The sequence below is a fragment of the Endozoicomonas sp. genome (assembly GCF_031844845.1).
GTDB lineage: Bacteria > Pseudomonadota > Gammaproteobacteria > Pseudomonadales > Endozoicomonadaceae > Endozoicomonas.
This window is the reverse complement of sequence record NZ_JAVRMB020000142.1, coordinates 1-16,461: the sequence shown is the minus strand read 5'-3', so window position 1 is coordinate 16,461 and position 16,461 is coordinate 1. Positions and strand designations below refer to the sequence as shown.

Below are 16,461 nucleotides of genomic sequence, written 5' to 3'. Positions count from 1 at the left end.
GGATTTCTGTCTACCGTGGTGATGTGGTGATGACTCAGGGTACAACACGCATCACCGGAGATATCATCACTGTCTACACCAAAGAGCGCGAAGTGACCAAAGTTATTGCCCAGGGTAATAAAGGCAGAGCTTATTACGAAGCACTCCAGCCCGGGGAGCAGGGAACCGTTCAGGCCTGGGGTTACACCATCCGATACGATGTGAACGGCGACCAGATTGAGCTGATCAAAAACGCCCAGCTTACTCAAAAGGGTGATACCTTCAAAGGTGAAAAAATCAACTACGATCTTGCTCAACAAACGGTGAACGCCAAAGGTACACCGGGTCTGGGTGAAAGTGGCCGGGTACAAATGGTGATTCAACCAAAACAGCAACAGAGTACTAAAACCAAACCCTGATCTTTTCAGGCTACTTTCTGTTTCAAAACGGTTTCAAGACGACTGTTTCAAATTTCATTTTTTATCAGGTTAACAGACAACCGGATGGCAATCCTCAAGGCAGAACATCTTAGCAAAAGCTATAAAGGCAGAGACGTTGTCAAAGATGTCTCTCTGCAGGTCAACAGCGGCCAGATCATAGGGCTTCTGGGCCCAAATGGTGCAGGGAAAACCACCTGCTTTTACATGATCGTTGGCCTGGTCAAGGCCGACGGTGGCAAAGTCAGCATCGACCAGCAGGATCTCACGTTCCAGGCAATGCACAGCCGTGCACGGGCAGGTATTGGCTACCTCCCCCAGGAAGCCTCAATATTTCGCCGCCTCAGTGTCCGGAATAATATTCTGGCCATTCTGGAAACCCGAAAAGACCTCAACAAAAAGCAGCGCCTTGAAAAAATGGAGTCGCTGCTGGATGAGTTCAATATTGGCCATATCCGGGACAGTGCCGGCATGGCGCTCTCCGGCGGTGAAAGACGGCGGGCTGAAATCGCCAGAGCCTTGGCCACCGACCCAACGTTTATTCTTCTGGATGAACCTTTTGCCGGTGTCGACCCCATCTCTGTTGGTGATATCAAGGCAATCATTCGTCACCTTCAAAACCGGGGGATTGGTGTTTTAATTACGGATCATAATGTCCGGGAAACTCTGGATATCTGTGAGAAGGCTTATATAGTCAGCGAAGGGCATATTATTGCGGAAGGCGATAGTCATGCCGTGCTTTCCAATCAGACAGTACGGGATGTATACCTCGGCCATCAGTTCAGTTTGTAAGCTGACTTACAAAAAAGGCTGGCATACCCAGCCTTTTTAAATCTCGCAATTGACCGGTGCTAACTAATGATTCGGTACTTTTTTTAAACAATTATCACCATCGTTTTGACCGAATTGGTAAGACGGAAACCACCAGATTCTGTTGACATAAGGTTATCTACAGAACCTGATACAGAACAAAAAAACCCTGAGCGGAAAGTGTCGCCTCCCCCAATCCGGCCAATGGCTGCCAAACTCTGAATAACCGCATTTTCACAATAAAGAGCACAATCGAACCCATCATCCTGAACCGCTACACTTTATTACAGCTATGGTTTCAGATACGACTATGGGTTTATAATCAGCCACACATGGAGAGTTGTCGCAAAAGCATTCGTGCTAATATCGACTCGACAGCGATCAACCCATTTGATCAATTTTGGGATTAGGTCGCCGACCTGCAGTCTCCACGGACAACGAAGTAAAGGTATACTGTTGCCTATGAAGCCTTCCTTACAGCTCAAGATGGGCCAGCAGCTGGCTATGACGCCTCAGCTGCAACAGGCTATCCGGCTGCTACAACTATCGACACTGGATCTTCAACAGGAGATGCAGGAGGCTCTGGAGTCCAATCCAATGCTGGAGCCTGACGATAGCCAGAGTGATGAGATGTCCACCACCAGTGAAGGAAAGGAAGAACTTCTTGATCTGAGTGAAACAGTCTCAGAGCCTGAGCCCCAGGAGATGGCAGAGTGGTCGGAAAGTATTCCCAATGAACTCCCGGTAGACTCTGCCTGGGACGATGTCTATTCCAGCCTGCCCGCCAGCAGTAGCTATGACGATTACGATCCCCTGGCAACATCATCATCCGTAGAGTCCCTTCAGGATCACCTGGAATGGCAACTGGATATGGCACCCATGAGTGACCGGGATCGCCTTATAGGTCTTGCCCTCATTGAAGCGGTTAACCCCAACGGTTATCTCACCTGCTCTCTGGACGAGCTCTTCGTCTCTCTGCAATCCCCGCTGGAAGAGCTGGAGATCGAAGAGGTAAAAGTACTGCAACACCGAATTCAACAATTTGACCCTGTTGGCTGCGCCTGCACGGATTTGAAAGAGTGCCTGCTGGTTCAACTTCGACAACTGCCACCATCAACACCTCATTTTCAAAATGCCGTAAAACTGATCAGCTTCCACCTGGAATCTCTCGGCTCCCGTGACTATGCGCGTATCATGCGTCGTGCCAGGCTGAAAGAAGATCAACTACGGGATGCGTTGAGCCTGATTCAGAGCTTTAACCCAAAGCCGGGAAATGCCATTGATCAATCAGAAGCGGAATATGTGGTCCCGGACATCTCGGTCCGGAAAATAAAAGAGCGCTGGACCGTTGAGCTGAACTCCGATGCACTGCCAAGACTGCGCATCAATAATAACTATGCGTCCATGGTTCAGAGAGCCAACAACAGCCGCGACAACGTCTTTATGAAGAACCACCTTCAGGAAGCCCGGTGGTTCCTGAAGAATATACAAAGCCGCAATGAAACGCTGATGAAAGTTGCCAGCCAGATTATTGCCTACCAGCAGGAGTTTCTTGAGAAAGGCGATGAAGCCATGAAGCCCCTGGTACTGGCAGATATTGCCGAGGCCGTTGGCATGCATGAATCAACCATTTCGCGGGTTACCACCCAGAAATACCTGCATACCCCACGGGGGGTCTATGAGCTGAAGTATTTTTTCTCAAGCCATGTCAGTACTGAAGCCGGTGGCGAGTGCTCATCCACGGCGATCCGTGCACATATTCGCAAATTGATTGCTGAAGAGCCCCCCCGAAAACCACTGAGTGACAACAAAATCGCAGCCATACTTGGAGAGCAGGGAATCAAGGTCGCCCGACGCACGATTGCCAAATACCGTGAGTCTATGAAGTTCCCCCCCTCCAATGAGCGGAAACAGCTGACACCCTGAAGGTGTCTTGTAAAGAACGGTACAAAGAATAGTTTTTTTGCCTCAGGGCATTCCAAGCTGCATCGACAGTGTTAGAATCAAATACAGCCCTGAGCGAAAAAACAGCCATGAGCGAAAATGCCGTTCCTGCCTTCAATCGAAGATAAGGAAGCAAGAAAGACGGCATTTTCAGTAAACAGCCAGTACGAAAAATCCCGCGAACTGGTGATTTCTGGAAATGGGATCAGGAGAGCGTTACATGCAAGTCAACATCAGTGGACATCATGTCGAGGTAACAGAAGCTCTACACGACTATGTGATCAAGAAACTGGAACGTCTTAGTTCGCATTTTGACCATATCACCAATGTACAGGTGACCCTGAGTGTAGAAAAGCTGGCGCAGAAAGTGGAGGCGATTCTGCATACCCGCGGCGCCGAAATTGTTGCCACCGCCGAACACGAAGACATGTACGCAGCCATTGACCTGCTCTCGGACAAGTTGGATCGGCAGCTGGTTAAACAGAAAGAAAAAGCCCTGCACAGGCAACAGGGTGCCAGTGGCCATGCCCTTTGATTTCGGTATCCATTCTTAAATAGCATGAAAATTCATCGCATCCTAACCCCCGAGCGCACCCTTGATGGTGTGCACGGGGTCAGCAAAAAGAAAATTCTGGAATTTATTGCTGACCGCATCAGCAGTGAAGTCCCTGAGATTAATGCCAAAGAATTATTTGAAGCCCTGATCTCCCGGGAGCGGCTTGGCACCACCGGATTAGGTGAAGGCGTTGCCATTCCCCACTGTCGGTGTAAAGCCTGTCCGGAACCTGTTGGTCTCTTTATACGTCTGGCAGAACCTATTGATTTCGATTCCGTGGATCGTAAGCCGGTTGACCTGGTATTTGCACTGATTGTGCCGGAAGGTGAAAACCAGGAACACCTGGAAATTCTGAAGGCATTGGCAGAGCGTTTTCATTCAGCGTCAATGCTTGAGAAAATACGTTCGGCTACCGATAGTGAAATGCTCTATCACTCTATTAGTGGTGATTAAAGTAGTGGTGATTAAAGCTCTTTGTATTGATGGCAAACCTTTATATCAGAACACAAGAACAACTATTACGCCGGCTCTTTCGTTTGTGCCAGGGGCCGTTATGCATTGCCGTGCGCCGCGTAAAACCAGGTGCAAATTTCAACCCCATAAACCACTCCTCGGTAACTGCTCCTGCGTTACTCTAACTCCTGCATCCATACAGTCGTGCGTTTCTGGGATACAGCACATTCATGTGCATAAAAAAACCACCACAATGTGGTGGCCTGATTAAATAATCAGAAAGATAACATAATTAACCAGACCTGTTAGCCCGCAGTGCTGCAAGCTTTTCAGCCTTTTTGCGAGCAAGCTTAACAGCATCCCCATTCTTCTGAGGATCATAGTCGTAGAAAAACGTCGTCTTTCCACCCTGCATCATCAAGGCAACTTTCGCGTTATTCCTCTGGTTAGCTTTGTAAAGAGCACGATCTTCATCAGTTGTCTTTGAGGTCATTGCTTTAAGCTGAACTTGATTCTTCTGCTGCAGCTTAGCCTCCAGCTTCTCAATAGCAGTTCTCGCTGGAGTCACTTTAGCACCTTCAGCTTTTTTAATGGCATTATCCAAACAAGTTTCAACGTAAGCGTCCAAAGCATCTTCACCGTTAAGGCCAAAAGCAAGCTCGTCGCCGTAGTTCAATGCTTTTTCCGCACCGACACAACCCTTATTATCCACTCGGTCGTAAGGTGTTTTTCCTTCCACACCTTCAGCTGCCTGAATTTTCCTCGCCTGCTCAACAACCTTGCTATACAACGGCCCCATTACTGGAGTGCGAAGCTTCAGTGCTTCTTTTGCAGCTTTTAAGTCTTTAGCTGCGGCCCTGATTTTAAAAGGATTGTAATCAGAGGTTGCGATTTTGTCCGAGAACTTCCTGAAGGCTATACTTACTTTAAGAGGTACGATCTTTTTATATACCGCCTCAGGCACAGACACAATACGATCTTTCAGCCTTTTACAACCCGCTTTAAATTTTTCCAGGATCGACATTTCTTCTTTAGTTTTAAACTTCATATGGTTTAAATGCCGGGTCTGACTTAAAGCTACTCTATATTCTTGGCTTTCTTCCCCAGCCAGGATGGCTTCTTTGGAGACAGCCACACTGCTGTCAATAGCTGCGTCTCTACACATACGATCAAATGACGAAACAAAACTTGCTTTTTCTATAGGGTTGTCCAAGGGCTTTATTCTAGGACTTTTTTGTTCTGGATATACTGTTTCTGAATATCCTGGCTGTGCATTGCCCTGACTATAAGACAATACTTTTCGGGGAATATAAGTCAGACCACTCCAAAGCGTCGAGACAGCACGCCCAAAAAAGCTCGAAGACGTCTCTTGCTTATTGTTACCCTGGTTTACCGGGGTACCGACAGATTGACCAGCAGAAATGGCTTGGCCAGTATTTCCAACATTTGGTAATGACATAACGTTACTCCTTTAACATTAATTAATGATTGTGTTTTATTCACCTCCAAGGGGTCTTTAGTAATTCCTTTCAAACCCCCTTGTCGCTGTAAACCATATGCTTAACTTTCTATTTAGTTAATAACAGCAGTGTCAACATAACTAACAAACCATAAGAATCATTGCCTTGAAGGTATGAATAAAAAATAAAAAACCGTTATTTAAATAACCACCTGACAAAATATCCGGGGATCTCCTGCGACTTTAGTAGTAACCCTTGATCAAGTTAATTGACGATACGAATATTTTTCCAATCCGAAAACCTTGAAACTCCCGGTAGGCTAATTGACAAAAAGTTGCTTTAATAGTGAAGAAGCCACCCGACAATACTCGTAGTGCATAAATATGCCAACGCTTGGAAAGCAGAAAGGAGCAGCCATGAAACTTATCATTATCAGTGGGCGATCAGGCTCGGGAAAAAGCTCTGCCTTACATACCCTTGAGGATGAAGGGTTTTATTGCGTCGACAACCTGCCTGCCAGCATGCTGAGCCAGCTGCCAGATACCCTGAAAGGATCTCATCAGGAACAGCCAAAAATGGCGGTCAGTATTGATATCCGGAACCTGCCGGGAACACTGAAAAATTTCCCGGAGCTGCTGGCCAACCTGAAAAAGAAAGGCATTGACTGCAAGGTACTCTATCTGACTACCGCCAGTGATAAACTGGTCAGTCGCTACAGTGCTACCCGCAGAAAGCACCCCCTCAGTAACGACCAGATATCCCTGAGAGAGGCCATTGAAAAAGAGAAAAAACTGCTGAAACCCGTACTGGTATCCGCTGACCTGAAAATCGACACCACGCCACTATCGGTTCATCAGCTCCGCGACCAGGTCAAACAGGAATTCTGTGATGACCAGAAGATGGGGATGACCGTACTCTTTCAATCCTTTGGCTTTAAAAATGGCATCCCCTCTGATGCCGATTTTATTTTTGATGTACGCTGCCTCCCCAACCCGTACTGGGATGAGGCTCTGAGAGTGCATACCGGCCTGGAAACACCGGTCATTGAATTCCTGAAAGACGAACCGGATGTCATTGAGATGATTGATGACATCAGTGCTTTTGTTGAGAAGTGGCTCCCCCGGTTCGAAACTGCCCAGCGCAGCTACATGACCGTGGCCATAGGCTGCACCGGCGGTCAGCACCGTTCGGTCTATATTGGTAAAACACTGGGAGATTCATTTGCCAATACCCTGGAGCGGGTTCAGGTCAGACACAGAGAGCTTCACGAATAATGATTACCTATCGGAAAAGAATTATTAACAAACTGGGCTTACATGCCCGGGCGGCATCAAAATTTGTTTCCACGTCATCCGCTTTTGCCAGCCAGATTGAAATTGAATTCAATGGCCGAAAGGTCGATGGCAAAAGTATTATGGCAGTTATGATGCTGGCGGCGGGACTGGGCTCCGAACTGGAGCTTCATTGTGATGGTCAGGACGAGAAGGCAGCCTGTCTGGCACTGTGTAAGCTGATCGATGATCGCTTTGGTGAAGAAGAATAACCGCCCCCCCTTACCAGGGGATAGCCTCTGCACATACAATAAGAGACCATTCTCCATTTTCACTGGATCTCTGGTTTTATAACCCGATATCCAGAACCCACTCAGGCAGATAATAATGGCCCAGCAGCTGCAATTGAGCATCGGTGAAGCCGAGCTTAAAAAACTCAATGATGCGCTTGAGCATGGTGTTTCTTCAGAGTTACGCACCATGCTGAATACATTGCCCCCTGCTGATACTGCACACCTGCTTGAATCGTCCCCGCCAAAGCTCCGCAGCCTGTTATGGCGACTGGTGGATCGGGAACAGGAAGGCGATGTACTTCAAGAGCTAAGTGAAGATGTTCGCCAGTTCTTTCTCGACCAGATGAACATTGCCGAGCTGAAAGCGATCACCGAAGGGCAGGATGTCGATGACATAGCGGATCTTCTGCAGCAACTTCCCGGTACCATAACCCGTCAGGTTCTGGACACCATGAACAGCCAGGACCGACAACGGGTTGAGGCCGTTCTGGCCTATCCGGAAGATTCTGCTGGCGGCCTGATGAACACCGACACCATTACGGTTCGCCCTAATAATACCGTGGATGTTGTTCTTCGATATCTGCGTCGACATGAAAATATCCCTGACACCACAGACAGCCTTCTGGTGGTTAACCGTCGTGATGAATATATCGGTCGACTGCCGCTTACTGTATTGCTCACCACCGACCCCGGCGCCACAGTCAGAGACGTCATGTTAACAGACCTTGACCCGATCCCTGCCGACATGGAAGACACTCAGGTTGCCCAGCTGTTCGAACGTCAGGATCTGATTTCCGCCCCGGTGGTTAATGAAAGCGGTAAGCTGCTTGGCCGTATTACCATTGATGATGTAGTGGATGTTATCCGGGAAGAAGCCGAACACTCCATGATGAGTATGGCGGGCCTTGATGACGATGAAGATACCTTCGCCCCCGCGTTACGAACCGCCAGACGCCGGGCTGTCTGGCTGGGCGTTAACCTGATCACTGCCTTTATTGCCGCATCCGTCATTGGTCTGTTTCAGGAAACCATTGATAAAGTGGTTGCCCTGGCCGTACTGATGCCTATTGTTGCTGGAATGGGTGGCAATGCTGGCAGTCAGGCGTTAACTCTGGTGATCCGGGGGATGGCGCTGGGACAAATCAGCAAAACCAATCTGAAGTGGTTATTGGGCCGGGAACTGGTCGCCGGTTTTCTCAACGGACTGCTCTGGGCAACACTGGTATCCATCATTGTCTGGTTCTGGTTTGACGACCCGATTATTTCTCTGGTCATTGCCTGTGCCATGGTGATTAATTTAAGCATTGCGGTCATTACCGGAGCAGCACTACCGGTTTTGCTGAAATCAATAAATATCGATCCGGCGCTGGCTGGAAGTATTATTCTGACGACCGTTTCTGATGTAGTGGGCTTTTTCTCATTTCTCGGGCTGGCGACGATTTTCTATGGATAGGCTTTGAACCACTGTTATTAGTGGTTCAATAAAGTAAACAGCAGTCACCAGATGGTTTTCAGCAGCGGACTTTCTCTCAGGTTATGATCCGCGGTAACCAGCGCAGCGTCGTGTATAATCGTGGTCGCAGCAATCAAACGGTCAGCAGGGTCGTTATTGATCGTATGATCAAAACTGACCGAGCGTTCGGCAATGTCCGGGGTAATGGGTAAAACTTCGATATTCCGGGCCTGGATAGCAAGCTGGCAAAAAGTGCTTGCTGAAACGCCAATGGTGAAGCGACCTTTGCTCACCAGCATGGCTACTTCCCAGAGAGTAATATCGCAAATCATCAGTTGCTGTTTTTGTTCTGCCTGGATGATTTGCCGCTTTGCGTTGTTGGTCAATTTTTTATGACTGAGGGCATCCCAGATAAAGGCGCAGGTATCCAGAACAATCATTGCATGGCATCCCATGACTCGCTGGTGCTTGCCAGAATATCTTCAGCCTGTGCATCTGGAGCCAGCTCAGCCAGAGCATCTCTCGCGGACTGCTTCAGGGCATCTGGGGAAGCAATGGTGGCCAGAACCTCACCATTGGAGGTTACCGTAAATGGCTGTCCTGACTGAGCTTTTTTCAGGTAACTCAGCAGGTTGGCCCTTAATTCACTGATATTGATTTGCTCCATGAGCACCTCTCATTGTACGTGCACATTGTACAATATAGCAGGCTTCCGGCAGGGGTAGCTATCTGCCTGAGTATTCACGTGCCTGTGAAATGAGTCCTGAGACCTTTTGCGACGACCGCAGAGCATGGGAGCAAGGCAATATCGCGTATCGCAGCACTATGGTAGTGGTGTTCCAGGGTAGTGGTGTTCCAGCCTAAGACTGGTTGATATTGACAGTGCTTTCCGGTGGCTGCCCGGGCTTTCTGAACTTGATAATTTTTTCCTGATCGTCATTGTCGCGCTTTATCTTTTCAATGACCGCTTCGCAGATAAACGCATTGATACTTTTAAAGCGGGAGCTAGTTGCCGGTGAAGGCCCTGGCCCAGGCGAACATTCAGCGACCCCTTGAATGGCTGATCGGGCTCCTTGTCCAGCTCCCTGCAATCTTCAAGATAGTCATCCACTGATTGATGGAACTCGTTAATCAGCTTCGGCAGTGTGCTGGCTTCATAGGTAATCAGGTCACGAATGAAAGCAACTTTCCCAAACAGCGTACCGTCGTCAATCTGGGGCTCGATGGTGCCGTGATAGCCCAGACATTCAAGGTATTTGATCACGAAATGTGCCTTTTCTTATAACTTCAGCTTTCTTTTCTGGTAGATAGCCACAGTTGTGTGGGTCGACACAAGCCCCCTGACACGGGCATGGTGAATCCTCTGTCTTGCGGCTCTTTTTTGTCTGAACAGAGGATTGTAATAGAGCGATATCGTCTGAAATGCCTCTAAGCCTTCCATCAAAAACCGTAATGTTATCCTGATTAAAATATATTCTCTGACAGAAAGGAAAAATACTTTCTGCAGGCGTTACTAACCAACGACAAAACTTCTTTGCCAAGCTTCCTATTCTGCCAGATTCTTCCACTCCAGAATTCAATGACAGCACTAAAGTGTGTCTAATAGATGCCAACGAAAAATTAATAGCTTCCATAAATTCATACCGCAATCACAAATACAAATAAAGACGATTTCTCTTGTGAAAAGAATTGTAGACCTGTTCGGGAATTTTGCAGACGACCTTGTTCGCAGTGAGAAACCGCTGAGATCCAGTCGTACAGATTGGGAACAAAAAAGCAATGCCGCCCGCTGAGGGCAGCGGCAAGGGAAGGAAATTAAAAAATTGCGCTATTCCTGTGCTTTATGGCTTACAAAATCACTCGCCCGCCAGCTTCATATTACTGATCAGAATAGAACCTGTCTGAACATTACCCCGTTTATCCACATCATTGCCCACCGCAACAATATTCCGATAAATATCCTTGAGATTACCGGCAATGGTGACTTCAGAAACCGGGAACTGGATTTCACCATTTTCTACCCAGAAGCCACCAGCACCTCGGGAATAATCACCAGTCACGGTATTAACCCCCTGCCCCATCAACTCTGTCACCAGCAAACCGGTACCCATTTGCTTCAGGAGTTCATCCTGATCGCCCGCATTGCTTTCCACAAACAGGTTATTAACACCACCCGCATTACCGGTACTGTCCATCCCCAACTTGCGGGCAGAGTACGTACTTAAAATGTAATTCTGTAAAACACCATCAGTAATAAAGTCCTTGGCATAGGTCGCCAGCCCGTCATTATCGAAACTGGCAGACCCAAGCATGCCTTTTAACAATGGCTGTTCATGGATACGCATCCATTCAGGAAAAATCGGCTTACCCAGATGGTCCAGCAGGAAAGAGGCCTGACGATAAAGGCTGCCACCACTGATCGCGCCGAGAAAATGAGCAATAAGACCTGAAGCCACTTCCGGGGCAAAGAGTACCGGCACTTCCGCCGTACCCACTTTACGACCGCCCAACCGTCGAACGGTTCGCTCCGCCGCCTTTTTCCCGACGGCTATGGCTTTTTCCAGTTCACTGGCATCACGGTTTACGGTGTACCAGTAATCCCGCTGCATCTCCTCGCCCTGCATACCAATCAACACCGCACTCAGACTGTGACGACTGGAAACATAGCTACCAATAAAGCCATGACTATTACCATAAACACGGCAGCCCTGATGACTGGAGACACTGGCACCATCAGAGTTAATAATTTTATTACTGAAGGAGCGACCGGCATCTTCACATTGCATGGCAAGGTCAATAGCCTGCTGGGCATCAATGCCCCATGGGTGGTAGATATCCAGGTCTGGCAACGAAGCCCCATCAGCCATCAGCGCCTTTTCTGCAAGGCCTGCATAGGGATCTTCCGAGGTATAGCGGGCAATATCACAGGCGGCCTTAACGGTTTCCCGGATGGCGTTCGGACTGCTGTCGGAGGTACTGGCCGAACCTTTTCGCTTACCCAGGTAGACCGTAATACCAAACCCCTGGTCACGATTAAATTCAACCGTCTCAACATCGCCCATCCGGACACTGGCCGATAAACCCGTATCCAGACTGATGCCCACCTCACAATGATCAGCCCCCTGTTTGGCAGCCTCATCAAGAATATCGCTGGCCAGAGCTTTCAGCCTGCTCTCTTCGCTACGTGGATCCAGTACTGCGTTGGAAAATTCGCCCATGATTCCACCTACCTTGTTTTGTTTATCTCTGTATTGTGCCGCTGACAGACAAAGAATGCACCCATGGGTTATTCCATAAAATGCATGGGAAAAACATCACTATTGACAAGCATTCTGAAGTAAAATACTAAGAATTGTATCTATTTTTCTACCTGTGGAACTGCTTAATCATAATTCAGAACTTTATGAACACTGCAGATTCCCATTAATGGCAATCCTTATGAGTAAAAAGAAACGTCGTATTCAGGAATCCTGGGACGATGAAGAAACCGAAGAAATCATCATTGTCAGCAAATCTGAACTGAAGCGGGACATGGATGAGCTGAAAATTATCGGTGCCCGTCTGATAGAGCTTAAGCCAGCGCTGCTGGATAAGTTACCACTGAATGATCGACTTCGCGCGGCACTGGACGAAAGCAAACGTATTAACAGCCATAATGCCAAAAAACGTCACCTTGGTTTTCTTGGCAAGCTACTGGCCGATCAGGATATTGAGCCCGTGTTGTCGCTACTCAATCAACTGGACTCCTCCAGTGAAGAGTACAACCGTCGGTTCCATCAACTGGAGCGCTGGCGTGACCAGCTAATCAGTGATGATGAGCACCATACGTCCATGACCAAATATCTGGAGCAATATCCGGCTGCGGATCACCAGCATATTCGTCAACTGGTTCGTAATGCCCAGAAAGAAGCCACACAGGATAAACCGCCTGCTGCTTCAAGAAAGTTGTTCAAGTACCTTCGGGAAGTGGACGCGCTGTAAGGTCATTTAAATCAGAAACCCTCCAGCCTGTTCGTCACAACTTTCAGAATTCTGGCTGGAGCGTTTTTTATGTTTTTTCGTTCAACCCGGGGGTTCCTCCCGGGAGCCCTGCTGCACCCAGATGTACATTTCATCTGAAGGCAAAGACGGTGCTATTGAAAGCTTCAACCTGCATAGACGTGAACCCTCCTGTAAGGACAGAACTGGCTTGTTAAACGTCACTCAACAGGTCAATCATCCACTCCTGCTTTTGGAGAAAAAAGACGATTACATTTAAAGAAAAAGAATAGACCTGATTTCATCTTTTACGATCAAACAAAACCACGGGAGAAATCAGAGAAAATCCCATTAACGCCCCAATCAGTCAGCCGCTTTGATGTATCCAGAGAGTTCACGGTATAACAGTAGAGTTCATACCCTGCTGCTTTTACCTTTGTCACTTGCGCCTGTGATACTCGCTTGCTATTCAAGTGAATTGCTACCGCATTGACCTTCAGGGCTTTCTTTCGCCAGTTAACCGGCAACCGTTCAAACAAACAGCCAACCTGAACATCAGCATGGGATGACAATACAACCAGAGCCCCATAGTTAAAGCTGGAGACCAGTAACCTGTCCTTCGGGAAATCCACATCTTCTATTGCCTGCAACACTGCAGCTACCAGAGCCGATTCTGAACAACCATTGGTTTTCAACTCAAGGTTCAGACCAAGTCCAAGCTCTTTAATTAAGATCAGGGCTTCAGCCAGTTGAGGAATCCTTTCACCGGCAAATTGTTCTGAGAACCAGCTCCCGGCGTCAATGTCTGCCAGTTGCAAGTGCGTCAGTGAACTCAGCCTGCCTTTTTTATCCGTGGTGCGGTTTAACCTTCGGTCATGGAAAAGCACAGGTGTTCCATCGCCAAGCAGAGTGACATCAACTTCTATCCACGCCAACTTCTGTTCAGCTGCCATTCGAATACCGGCAAGGGTATTTTCCGGAGCTTCCCCGGCAAGGCCCCGATGCCCTATCACCCTGCTCATTCTCATGATGGCCTCAACTTATAAGAACCAAACCAAACGCCGGAACAGGGCTATTCTTAGCTGACCCCCTGTTGTAAGGACATTAACACAGATGCGGCCGGTTTTACTCAGTATCGATGTTGGCACTCACAGTTTGCGCAGTGCTTTTGTTTCACTGAAAGGGCATATTCTTGCCCATGATGAAGAGCCTCTCTTGATCTGGAAAACCGCAAATACCATGGAATTTTTCTCAGAAAACATCTGGGAAGCACTGGTAACCTGCGTCAACCGATTGATTACTGAGCACCCAGTCAACCAGACAGATGTTATAGCCATCGGACTCGACACAACCTACTCAATAGTACTGTTGGATCAACAGATGCAGCCGGTGCTTTTACCAGAAAGCCATCGAGCCAACACGTTTGGATGGATGGATAGCCGGGCCAGCCAACAGGCGGCACTCCTTACCAAAGAATATCCCGGATTATTTGCTCACAGAGGCTCCGAAATCAACGCTAAAAGCAACGCAAGCAAGTTACTCTGGCTTTTCCAGTGCGCCCACGGAACCTGGCAAAATACCGCCTGCATTATTGATCTCTACGATTACCTGACATGGAAACTTACGGACTGTCTGACCAGAACGCCCACCTCAACCAGCGGCATTTTCACCAAAGAAGCAGCATCCAGATTAAATATTGATATTGAAGATAGATTTCAGGGAGAAACTCTGAGTATTGGCTCCCCGATTGGCAACGGCCTGAGCCAAAACGTTGCAGGTTTGTTAAACCTGAAAGCCGGAACGCCCGTTGCCACAGGAATAATTGATGCCTATGGCGGTACGATCGCCACCATACTGGCGTCTGACAGCCACACCAATCAACTATCACTGGATTGTATTACCCAGAGAATCAGCTTTGTTGGCGGAACGTCTTCTAACTACGTTACCTTTAGCAGGGACGCTCTTATCTGCAACGGAGCAGATGGGCCATACCCTTCAGCACTAAACGACTATTATCTTATATATAGCCGACAAACTGCGGCTGGAGCACTGATTGATCACATCATCACCTCTCATCCCGCCTACAGCTCCATTTATGAGATATCGGTAAGCCTGGGTATCAGCGTCTATGAATACCTGAACCAGATTCTTTTCGAGCTGGCCGGTAAAAATAAGACTGAATACTCTGAAGATGTCAGCCAACTCACTGCCAATCTTCACTTGCTCCCTTATTTCGATAGTACTGAAACTGATCAGCCACTGCATGGAATGATAACAGGACTAACGCTGGATAAAAGTCATCAGTCGTTGGCTATCACCTATCTTGCTACCGTTCAGGCTCTTGCCCTGGATGCCCGCTACCGGCTGGAGAAGCTCAAAAAGGCCGGGTATCATTTTCAATTATTAATACCCACTGGAGGGCTGGCAAAAAACCCTGTCCTGCTAACAGAACACATTAATATCCTTAATATCCCTGCAGCGATTCCGGAAGAAAAAGAAGCAATGCTATTATCGGGCGCAATTACCGGAGCGGTGGCGGCTGGTATCTATGAAACTATTGAAGATGCCATGAGAGCCATGAGTCGTTATAACTCGGTCATAGAGCCTGACAAGCAGCTTCACGGGTTCTATGAGATGAAATACGACACATTTCTGAAAATGAAAACATGCCAGAAATCATGGGAAAAATAAGAGAGGGGATAAGCGATTTACAAAAGAAGGGGAAGATGGGGTGGGCGAAGGGGCTTGAACCCTCGACCGCCGGAATCACAATCCGGAGCTCTGCCAACTGAGCTACGCCCACCATCTTGTACTGACCTAAAGAGAAGAATGTCATCCCTCACCAGCGCGGCTGATTATAAGGAAACCTGTTCAGCATGCAAGCGTCATCTGCTTTTTTTCTTCGACTATCTTAAGTTTGAGAGTACGTCTTTAATCCAGAATATAATCAGCCGTTATGATTTCAAGCACATGACCATTGGGGTCTTTGAAGTAAACACCACGGCCACCATAACTGTGGTTTATCTCGTCGTTATCAACAGAGGCCGGACCACTGCCATAAGCCCTGTTTTCTGCCCGGATACGCCCGAGAATTTCATCAAACTGTCGATCTGTCACCTTGAAGGCATAGTGGAGTGATGAAAAGCCCGTCGCATCCCGAAAGTCCAGTGTTAATGTGCTGTTCACCTTTAATACGGCAAAGCCCTTCCATACCTGCAAAAACTGAAACCCGAAGATTCGCTCGTAGAATCTGGCTGACGCAACTTTATCGTGGGCCGGGACGATTGTATGGTTCAGCGTTATTTCCATGGTTTAACCTCTGGCCTGACTTGTATCCGGTTCTGACGCGCCCATCCCGGATGCTACGAGCATCCAAGGGTTTCAGCAGGCAGCTAAAAGTTTCAATGGAATTATAAAGGTCTATCTCACTAGAAGTAATCTACCAGGATGATTTTTGCAACTAAGGGAAGCTGCAATCAAGAATATACCATCGTCATCCCGCGAAGGAGGTTGTCGCAAAAGGAAGAATTAATACCCAACCGTCATTCCCGCGAAGGAGGCTGTTGCAAAACCCACCAGGAACCTCGTTCCCACGCTCTGCGTGGGAATGCATAGCCAACCACAGGAATCGTGTCTGTGGTTGGGTCCTGGCGCTACCACGCAGGACCCACAGGGCCTAAAAGCGTGGGAGCGAGGAGGGTTTGAACCTCGTTCCCACGCTCTGCGTGGGAATGCATAGCCAACCACAGGAATCGTGTCTGTGGTTGGGTCCTGGCGCTACCACGCAGGACCCACAGGGCCTAAAAGCGTGGGAGCGAGGAGGGTTT

Annotated in this window: 19 protein-coding genes and 1 tRNA gene; 11 read left to right on the top strand and 9 right to left on the bottom strand. The window is 48.1% G+C overall.

Going from position 1 to position 16,461, the window contains the following annotated elements; genetic code table 11:
• The 5 genes from lptA to RM811_RS07190 all read left to right on the top strand — a co-directional run.
• Nucleotides 1-398, top strand: a 398-nt coding sequence (gene lptA, locus RM811_RS07210) for a lipopolysaccharide transport periplasmic protein LptA (protein WP_402522330.1), incomplete at its 5' end; no start/stop codon positions are given.
• A gap of 84 nt (nt 399-482) precedes the next feature.
• Complete coding sequence (gene lptB / locus RM811_RS07205) at nt 483-1,208, top strand: LPS export ABC transporter ATP-binding protein (RefSeq protein WP_402522327.1); 726 nt, start codon at nt 483-485, stop codon at nt 1,206-1,208.
• Between the two features lie 480 nt (nt 1,209-1,688).
• Nucleotides 1,689-3,152: an RNA polymerase factor sigma-54 gene (locus RM811_RS07200; protein ID WP_402522325.1), complete on the top strand. Its 1,464-nt coding sequence runs from the start codon at nt 1,689-1,691 to the stop codon at nt 3,150-3,152.
• Between the two features lie 238 nt (nt 3,153-3,390).
• Nucleotides 3,391-3,705 carry a ribosome hibernation-promoting factor, HPF/YfiA family gene (gene hpf, locus RM811_RS07195; RefSeq protein WP_402522323.1) on the top strand — a complete coding sequence of 105 codons (315 nt, stop codon included), beginning with the start codon at nt 3,391-3,393 and terminating at the stop codon, nt 3,703-3,705.
• Nucleotides 3,706-3,729: 24 nt separating this feature from the next.
• Nucleotides 3,730-4,179 (top strand): PTS sugar transporter subunit IIA, encoded by a 450-nt coding sequence (locus RM811_RS07190; RefSeq protein ID WP_402522321.1) that lies wholly within the window; start codon nt 3,730-3,732, stop codon nt 4,177-4,179.
• A gap of 292 nt (nt 4,180-4,471) precedes the next feature.
• Here RM811_RS07190 and RM811_RS07185 read toward each other — a convergent pair whose 3' ends face one another.
• The gene (locus tag RM811_RS07185; protein ID WP_402522319.1) at nt 4,472-5,638 is read right to left on the bottom strand and encodes a hypothetical protein; all 1,167 of its coding nucleotides are present in this window, start codon (nt 5,636-5,638) and stop codon (nt 4,472-4,474) included.
• A 417-nt stretch (nt 5,639-6,055) separates the two neighbouring features.
• Between RM811_RS07185 and rapZ the strand changes: the two genes are divergently transcribed.
• The 3 genes from rapZ (at nt 6,056) to mgtE (ending at nt 8,656) form a co-directional block, all read left to right on the top strand.
• The gene (rapZ, locus tag RM811_RS07180; RefSeq protein WP_402522317.1) at nt 6,056-6,913 is read left to right on the top strand and encodes an RNase adapter RapZ; all 858 of its coding nucleotides are present in this window, start codon (nt 6,056-6,058) and stop codon (nt 6,911-6,913) included.
• Nucleotides 6,913-7,182, top strand: coding sequence for an HPr family phosphocarrier protein (locus RM811_RS07175; protein ID WP_402522316.1), 270 nt, complete (start codon nt 6,913-6,915; stop codon nt 7,180-7,182). Before rapZ ends, RM811_RS07175 begins: the two co-directional genes overlap by 1 nt.
• 115 nt (nt 7,183-7,297) lie before the next feature.
• Nucleotides 7,298-8,656 carry a magnesium transporter gene (mgtE, locus tag RM811_RS07170; protein WP_402522314.1) on the top strand — a complete coding sequence of 453 codons (1,359 nt, stop codon included), beginning with the start codon at nt 7,298-7,300 and terminating at the stop codon, nt 8,654-8,656.
• A 44-nt stretch (nt 8,657-8,700) separates the two neighbouring features.
• Here mgtE and RM811_RS07165 read toward each other — a convergent pair whose 3' ends face one another.
• The 5 genes from RM811_RS07165 to pmbA form a co-directional block, all read right to left on the bottom strand.
• Nucleotides 8,701-9,096 carry a type II toxin-antitoxin system VapC family toxin gene (locus RM811_RS07165; protein WP_402522312.1) on the bottom strand — a complete coding sequence of 132 codons (396 nt, stop codon included), beginning with the start codon at nt 9,094-9,096 and terminating at the stop codon, nt 8,701-8,703.
• The gene (locus tag RM811_RS07160) at nt 9,093-9,323 is read right to left on the bottom strand and encodes a type II toxin-antitoxin system Phd/YefM family antitoxin (protein WP_402522310.1); all 231 of its coding nucleotides are present in this window, start codon (nt 9,321-9,323) and stop codon (nt 9,093-9,095) included. The genes RM811_RS07165 and RM811_RS07160 overlap by 4 nt, the downstream gene beginning before the upstream one ends.
• A 282-nt stretch (nt 9,324-9,605) precedes the next feature.
• Complete coding sequence (locus RM811_RS07155) at nt 9,606-9,920, bottom strand: type II toxin-antitoxin system HicB family antitoxin (RefSeq protein ID WP_402522308.1); 315 nt, start codon at nt 9,918-9,920, stop codon at nt 9,606-9,608.
• Entirely contained in the window at nt 9,904-10,290 is a 387-nt protein-coding gene (locus RM811_RS07150) for a hypothetical protein (RefSeq protein ID WP_402522306.1), read from the bottom strand. The genes RM811_RS07155 and RM811_RS07150 overlap by 17 nt, the downstream gene beginning before the upstream one ends.
• A gap of 222 nt (nt 10,291-10,512) precedes the next feature.
• Complete coding sequence (gene pmbA / locus RM811_RS07145) at nt 10,513-11,874, bottom strand: metalloprotease PmbA (protein ID WP_402522304.1); 1,362 nt, start codon at nt 11,872-11,874, stop codon at nt 10,513-10,515.
• Between the two features lie 220 nt (nt 11,875-12,094).
• Between pmbA and yjgA the strand changes: the two genes are divergently transcribed.
• The gene (gene yjgA, locus RM811_RS07140; protein WP_402522302.1) at nt 12,095-12,637 is read left to right on the top strand and encodes a ribosome biogenesis factor YjgA; all 543 of its coding nucleotides are present in this window, start codon (nt 12,095-12,097) and stop codon (nt 12,635-12,637) included.
• A gap of 121 nt (nt 12,638-12,758) precedes the next feature.
• Nucleotides 12,759-12,914, top strand: coding sequence for a hypothetical protein (locus tag RM811_RS07135; protein ID WP_402522301.1), 156 nt, complete (start codon nt 12,759-12,761; stop codon nt 12,912-12,914).
• A 34-nt stretch (nt 12,915-12,948) separates the two neighbouring features.
• Here the strand turns inward: RM811_RS07135 and RM811_RS07130 are convergent, their stop codons facing one another.
• On the bottom strand, nt 12,949-13,656 hold the full coding sequence (locus RM811_RS07130) for a glycerophosphodiester phosphodiesterase family protein (RefSeq protein ID WP_402522299.1): 708 nt from the start codon (nt 13,654-13,656) through the stop codon (nt 12,949-12,951).
• A 91-nt stretch (nt 13,657-13,747) separates the two neighbouring features.
• Here RM811_RS07130 and RM811_RS07125 point away from each other — a divergent pair, with 91 nt between their 5' ends.
• Entirely contained in the window at nt 13,748-15,325 is a 1,578-nt protein-coding gene (locus tag RM811_RS07125; RefSeq protein WP_402522296.1) for an FGGY-family carbohydrate kinase, read from the top strand.
• Between the two features lie 36 nt (nt 15,326-15,361).
• On the opposite strand, the gene RM811_RS07120 is transcribed toward RM811_RS07125, so the two are convergent.
• Both RM811_RS07120 and RM811_RS07115 read right to left on the bottom strand, forming a co-directional pair.
• Nucleotides 15,362-15,437: transfer RNA gene (locus tag RM811_RS07120), tRNA-His, on the bottom strand.
• A gap of 128 nt (nt 15,438-15,565) precedes the next feature.
• Nucleotides 15,566-15,943 carry a VOC family protein gene (locus RM811_RS07115; RefSeq protein WP_402522294.1) on the bottom strand — a complete coding sequence of 126 codons (378 nt, stop codon included), beginning with the start codon at nt 15,941-15,943 and terminating at the stop codon, nt 15,566-15,568.
• Nucleotides 15,944-16,461 lie beyond the last annotated feature (518 nt).

Bases quoted from the DNA above. Each gene is read 5' to 3' on its own strand.
- lptB (WP_402522327.1), top strand. From the start codon at position 483: ATGGCAATCCTCAAGGCAGAACATCTTAGCAAAAGCTATAAAGGCAGA.
- RM811_RS07200 (WP_402522325.1), top strand. From the start codon at position 1,689: ATGAAGCCTTCCTTACAGCTCAAGATGGGCCAGCAGCTGGCTATGACG.
- hpf (WP_402522323.1), top strand. From the start codon at position 3,391: ATGCAAGTCAACATCAGTGGACATCATGTCGAGGTAACAGAAGCTCTA.
- RM811_RS07190 (WP_402522321.1), top strand. From the start codon at position 3,730: ATGAAAATTCATCGCATCCTAACCCCCGAGCGCACCCTTGATGGTGTG.
- RM811_RS07185 (WP_402522319.1), bottom strand. From the start codon at position 5,638: ATGTCATTACCAAATGTTGGAAATACTGGCCAAGCCATTTCTGCTGGT.
- rapZ (WP_402522317.1), top strand. From the start codon at position 6,056: ATGAAACTTATCATTATCAGTGGGCGATCAGGCTCGGGAAAAAGCTCT.
- RM811_RS07175 (WP_402522316.1), top strand. From the start codon at position 6,913: ATGATTACCTATCGGAAAAGAATTATTAACAAACTGGGCTTACATGCC.
- mgtE (WP_402522314.1), top strand. From the start codon at position 7,298: ATGGCCCAGCAGCTGCAATTGAGCATCGGTGAAGCCGAGCTTAAAAAA.
- RM811_RS07165 (WP_402522312.1), bottom strand. From the start codon at position 9,096: ATGATTGTTCTGGATACCTGCGCCTTTATCTGGGATGCCCTCAGTCAT.
- RM811_RS07160 (WP_402522310.1), bottom strand. From the start codon at position 9,323: ATGGAGCAAATCAATATCAGTGAATTAAGGGCCAACCTGCTGAGTTAC.
- RM811_RS07150 (WP_402522306.1), bottom strand. From the start codon at position 10,290: ATGGAAGCTATTAATTTTTCGTTGGCATCTATTAGACACACTTTAGTG.
- pmbA (WP_402522304.1), bottom strand. From the start codon at position 11,874: ATGGGCGAATTTTCCAACGCAGTACTGGATCCACGTAGCGAAGAGAGC.
- yjgA (WP_402522302.1), top strand. From the start codon at position 12,095: ATGAGTAAAAAGAAACGTCGTATTCAGGAATCCTGGGACGATGAAGAA.
- RM811_RS07135 (WP_402522301.1), top strand. From the start codon at position 12,759: ATGTACATTTCATCTGAAGGCAAAGACGGTGCTATTGAAAGCTTCAAC.
- RM811_RS07130 (WP_402522299.1), bottom strand. From the start codon at position 13,656: ATGAGCAGGGTGATAGGGCATCGGGGCCTTGCCGGGGAAGCTCCGGAA.
- RM811_RS07125 (WP_402522296.1), top strand. From the start codon at position 13,748: ATGCGGCCGGTTTTACTCAGTATCGATGTTGGCACTCACAGTTTGCGC.
- RM811_RS07115 (WP_402522294.1), bottom strand. From the start codon at position 15,943: ATGGAAATAACGCTGAACCATACAATCGTCCCGGCCCACGATAAAGTT.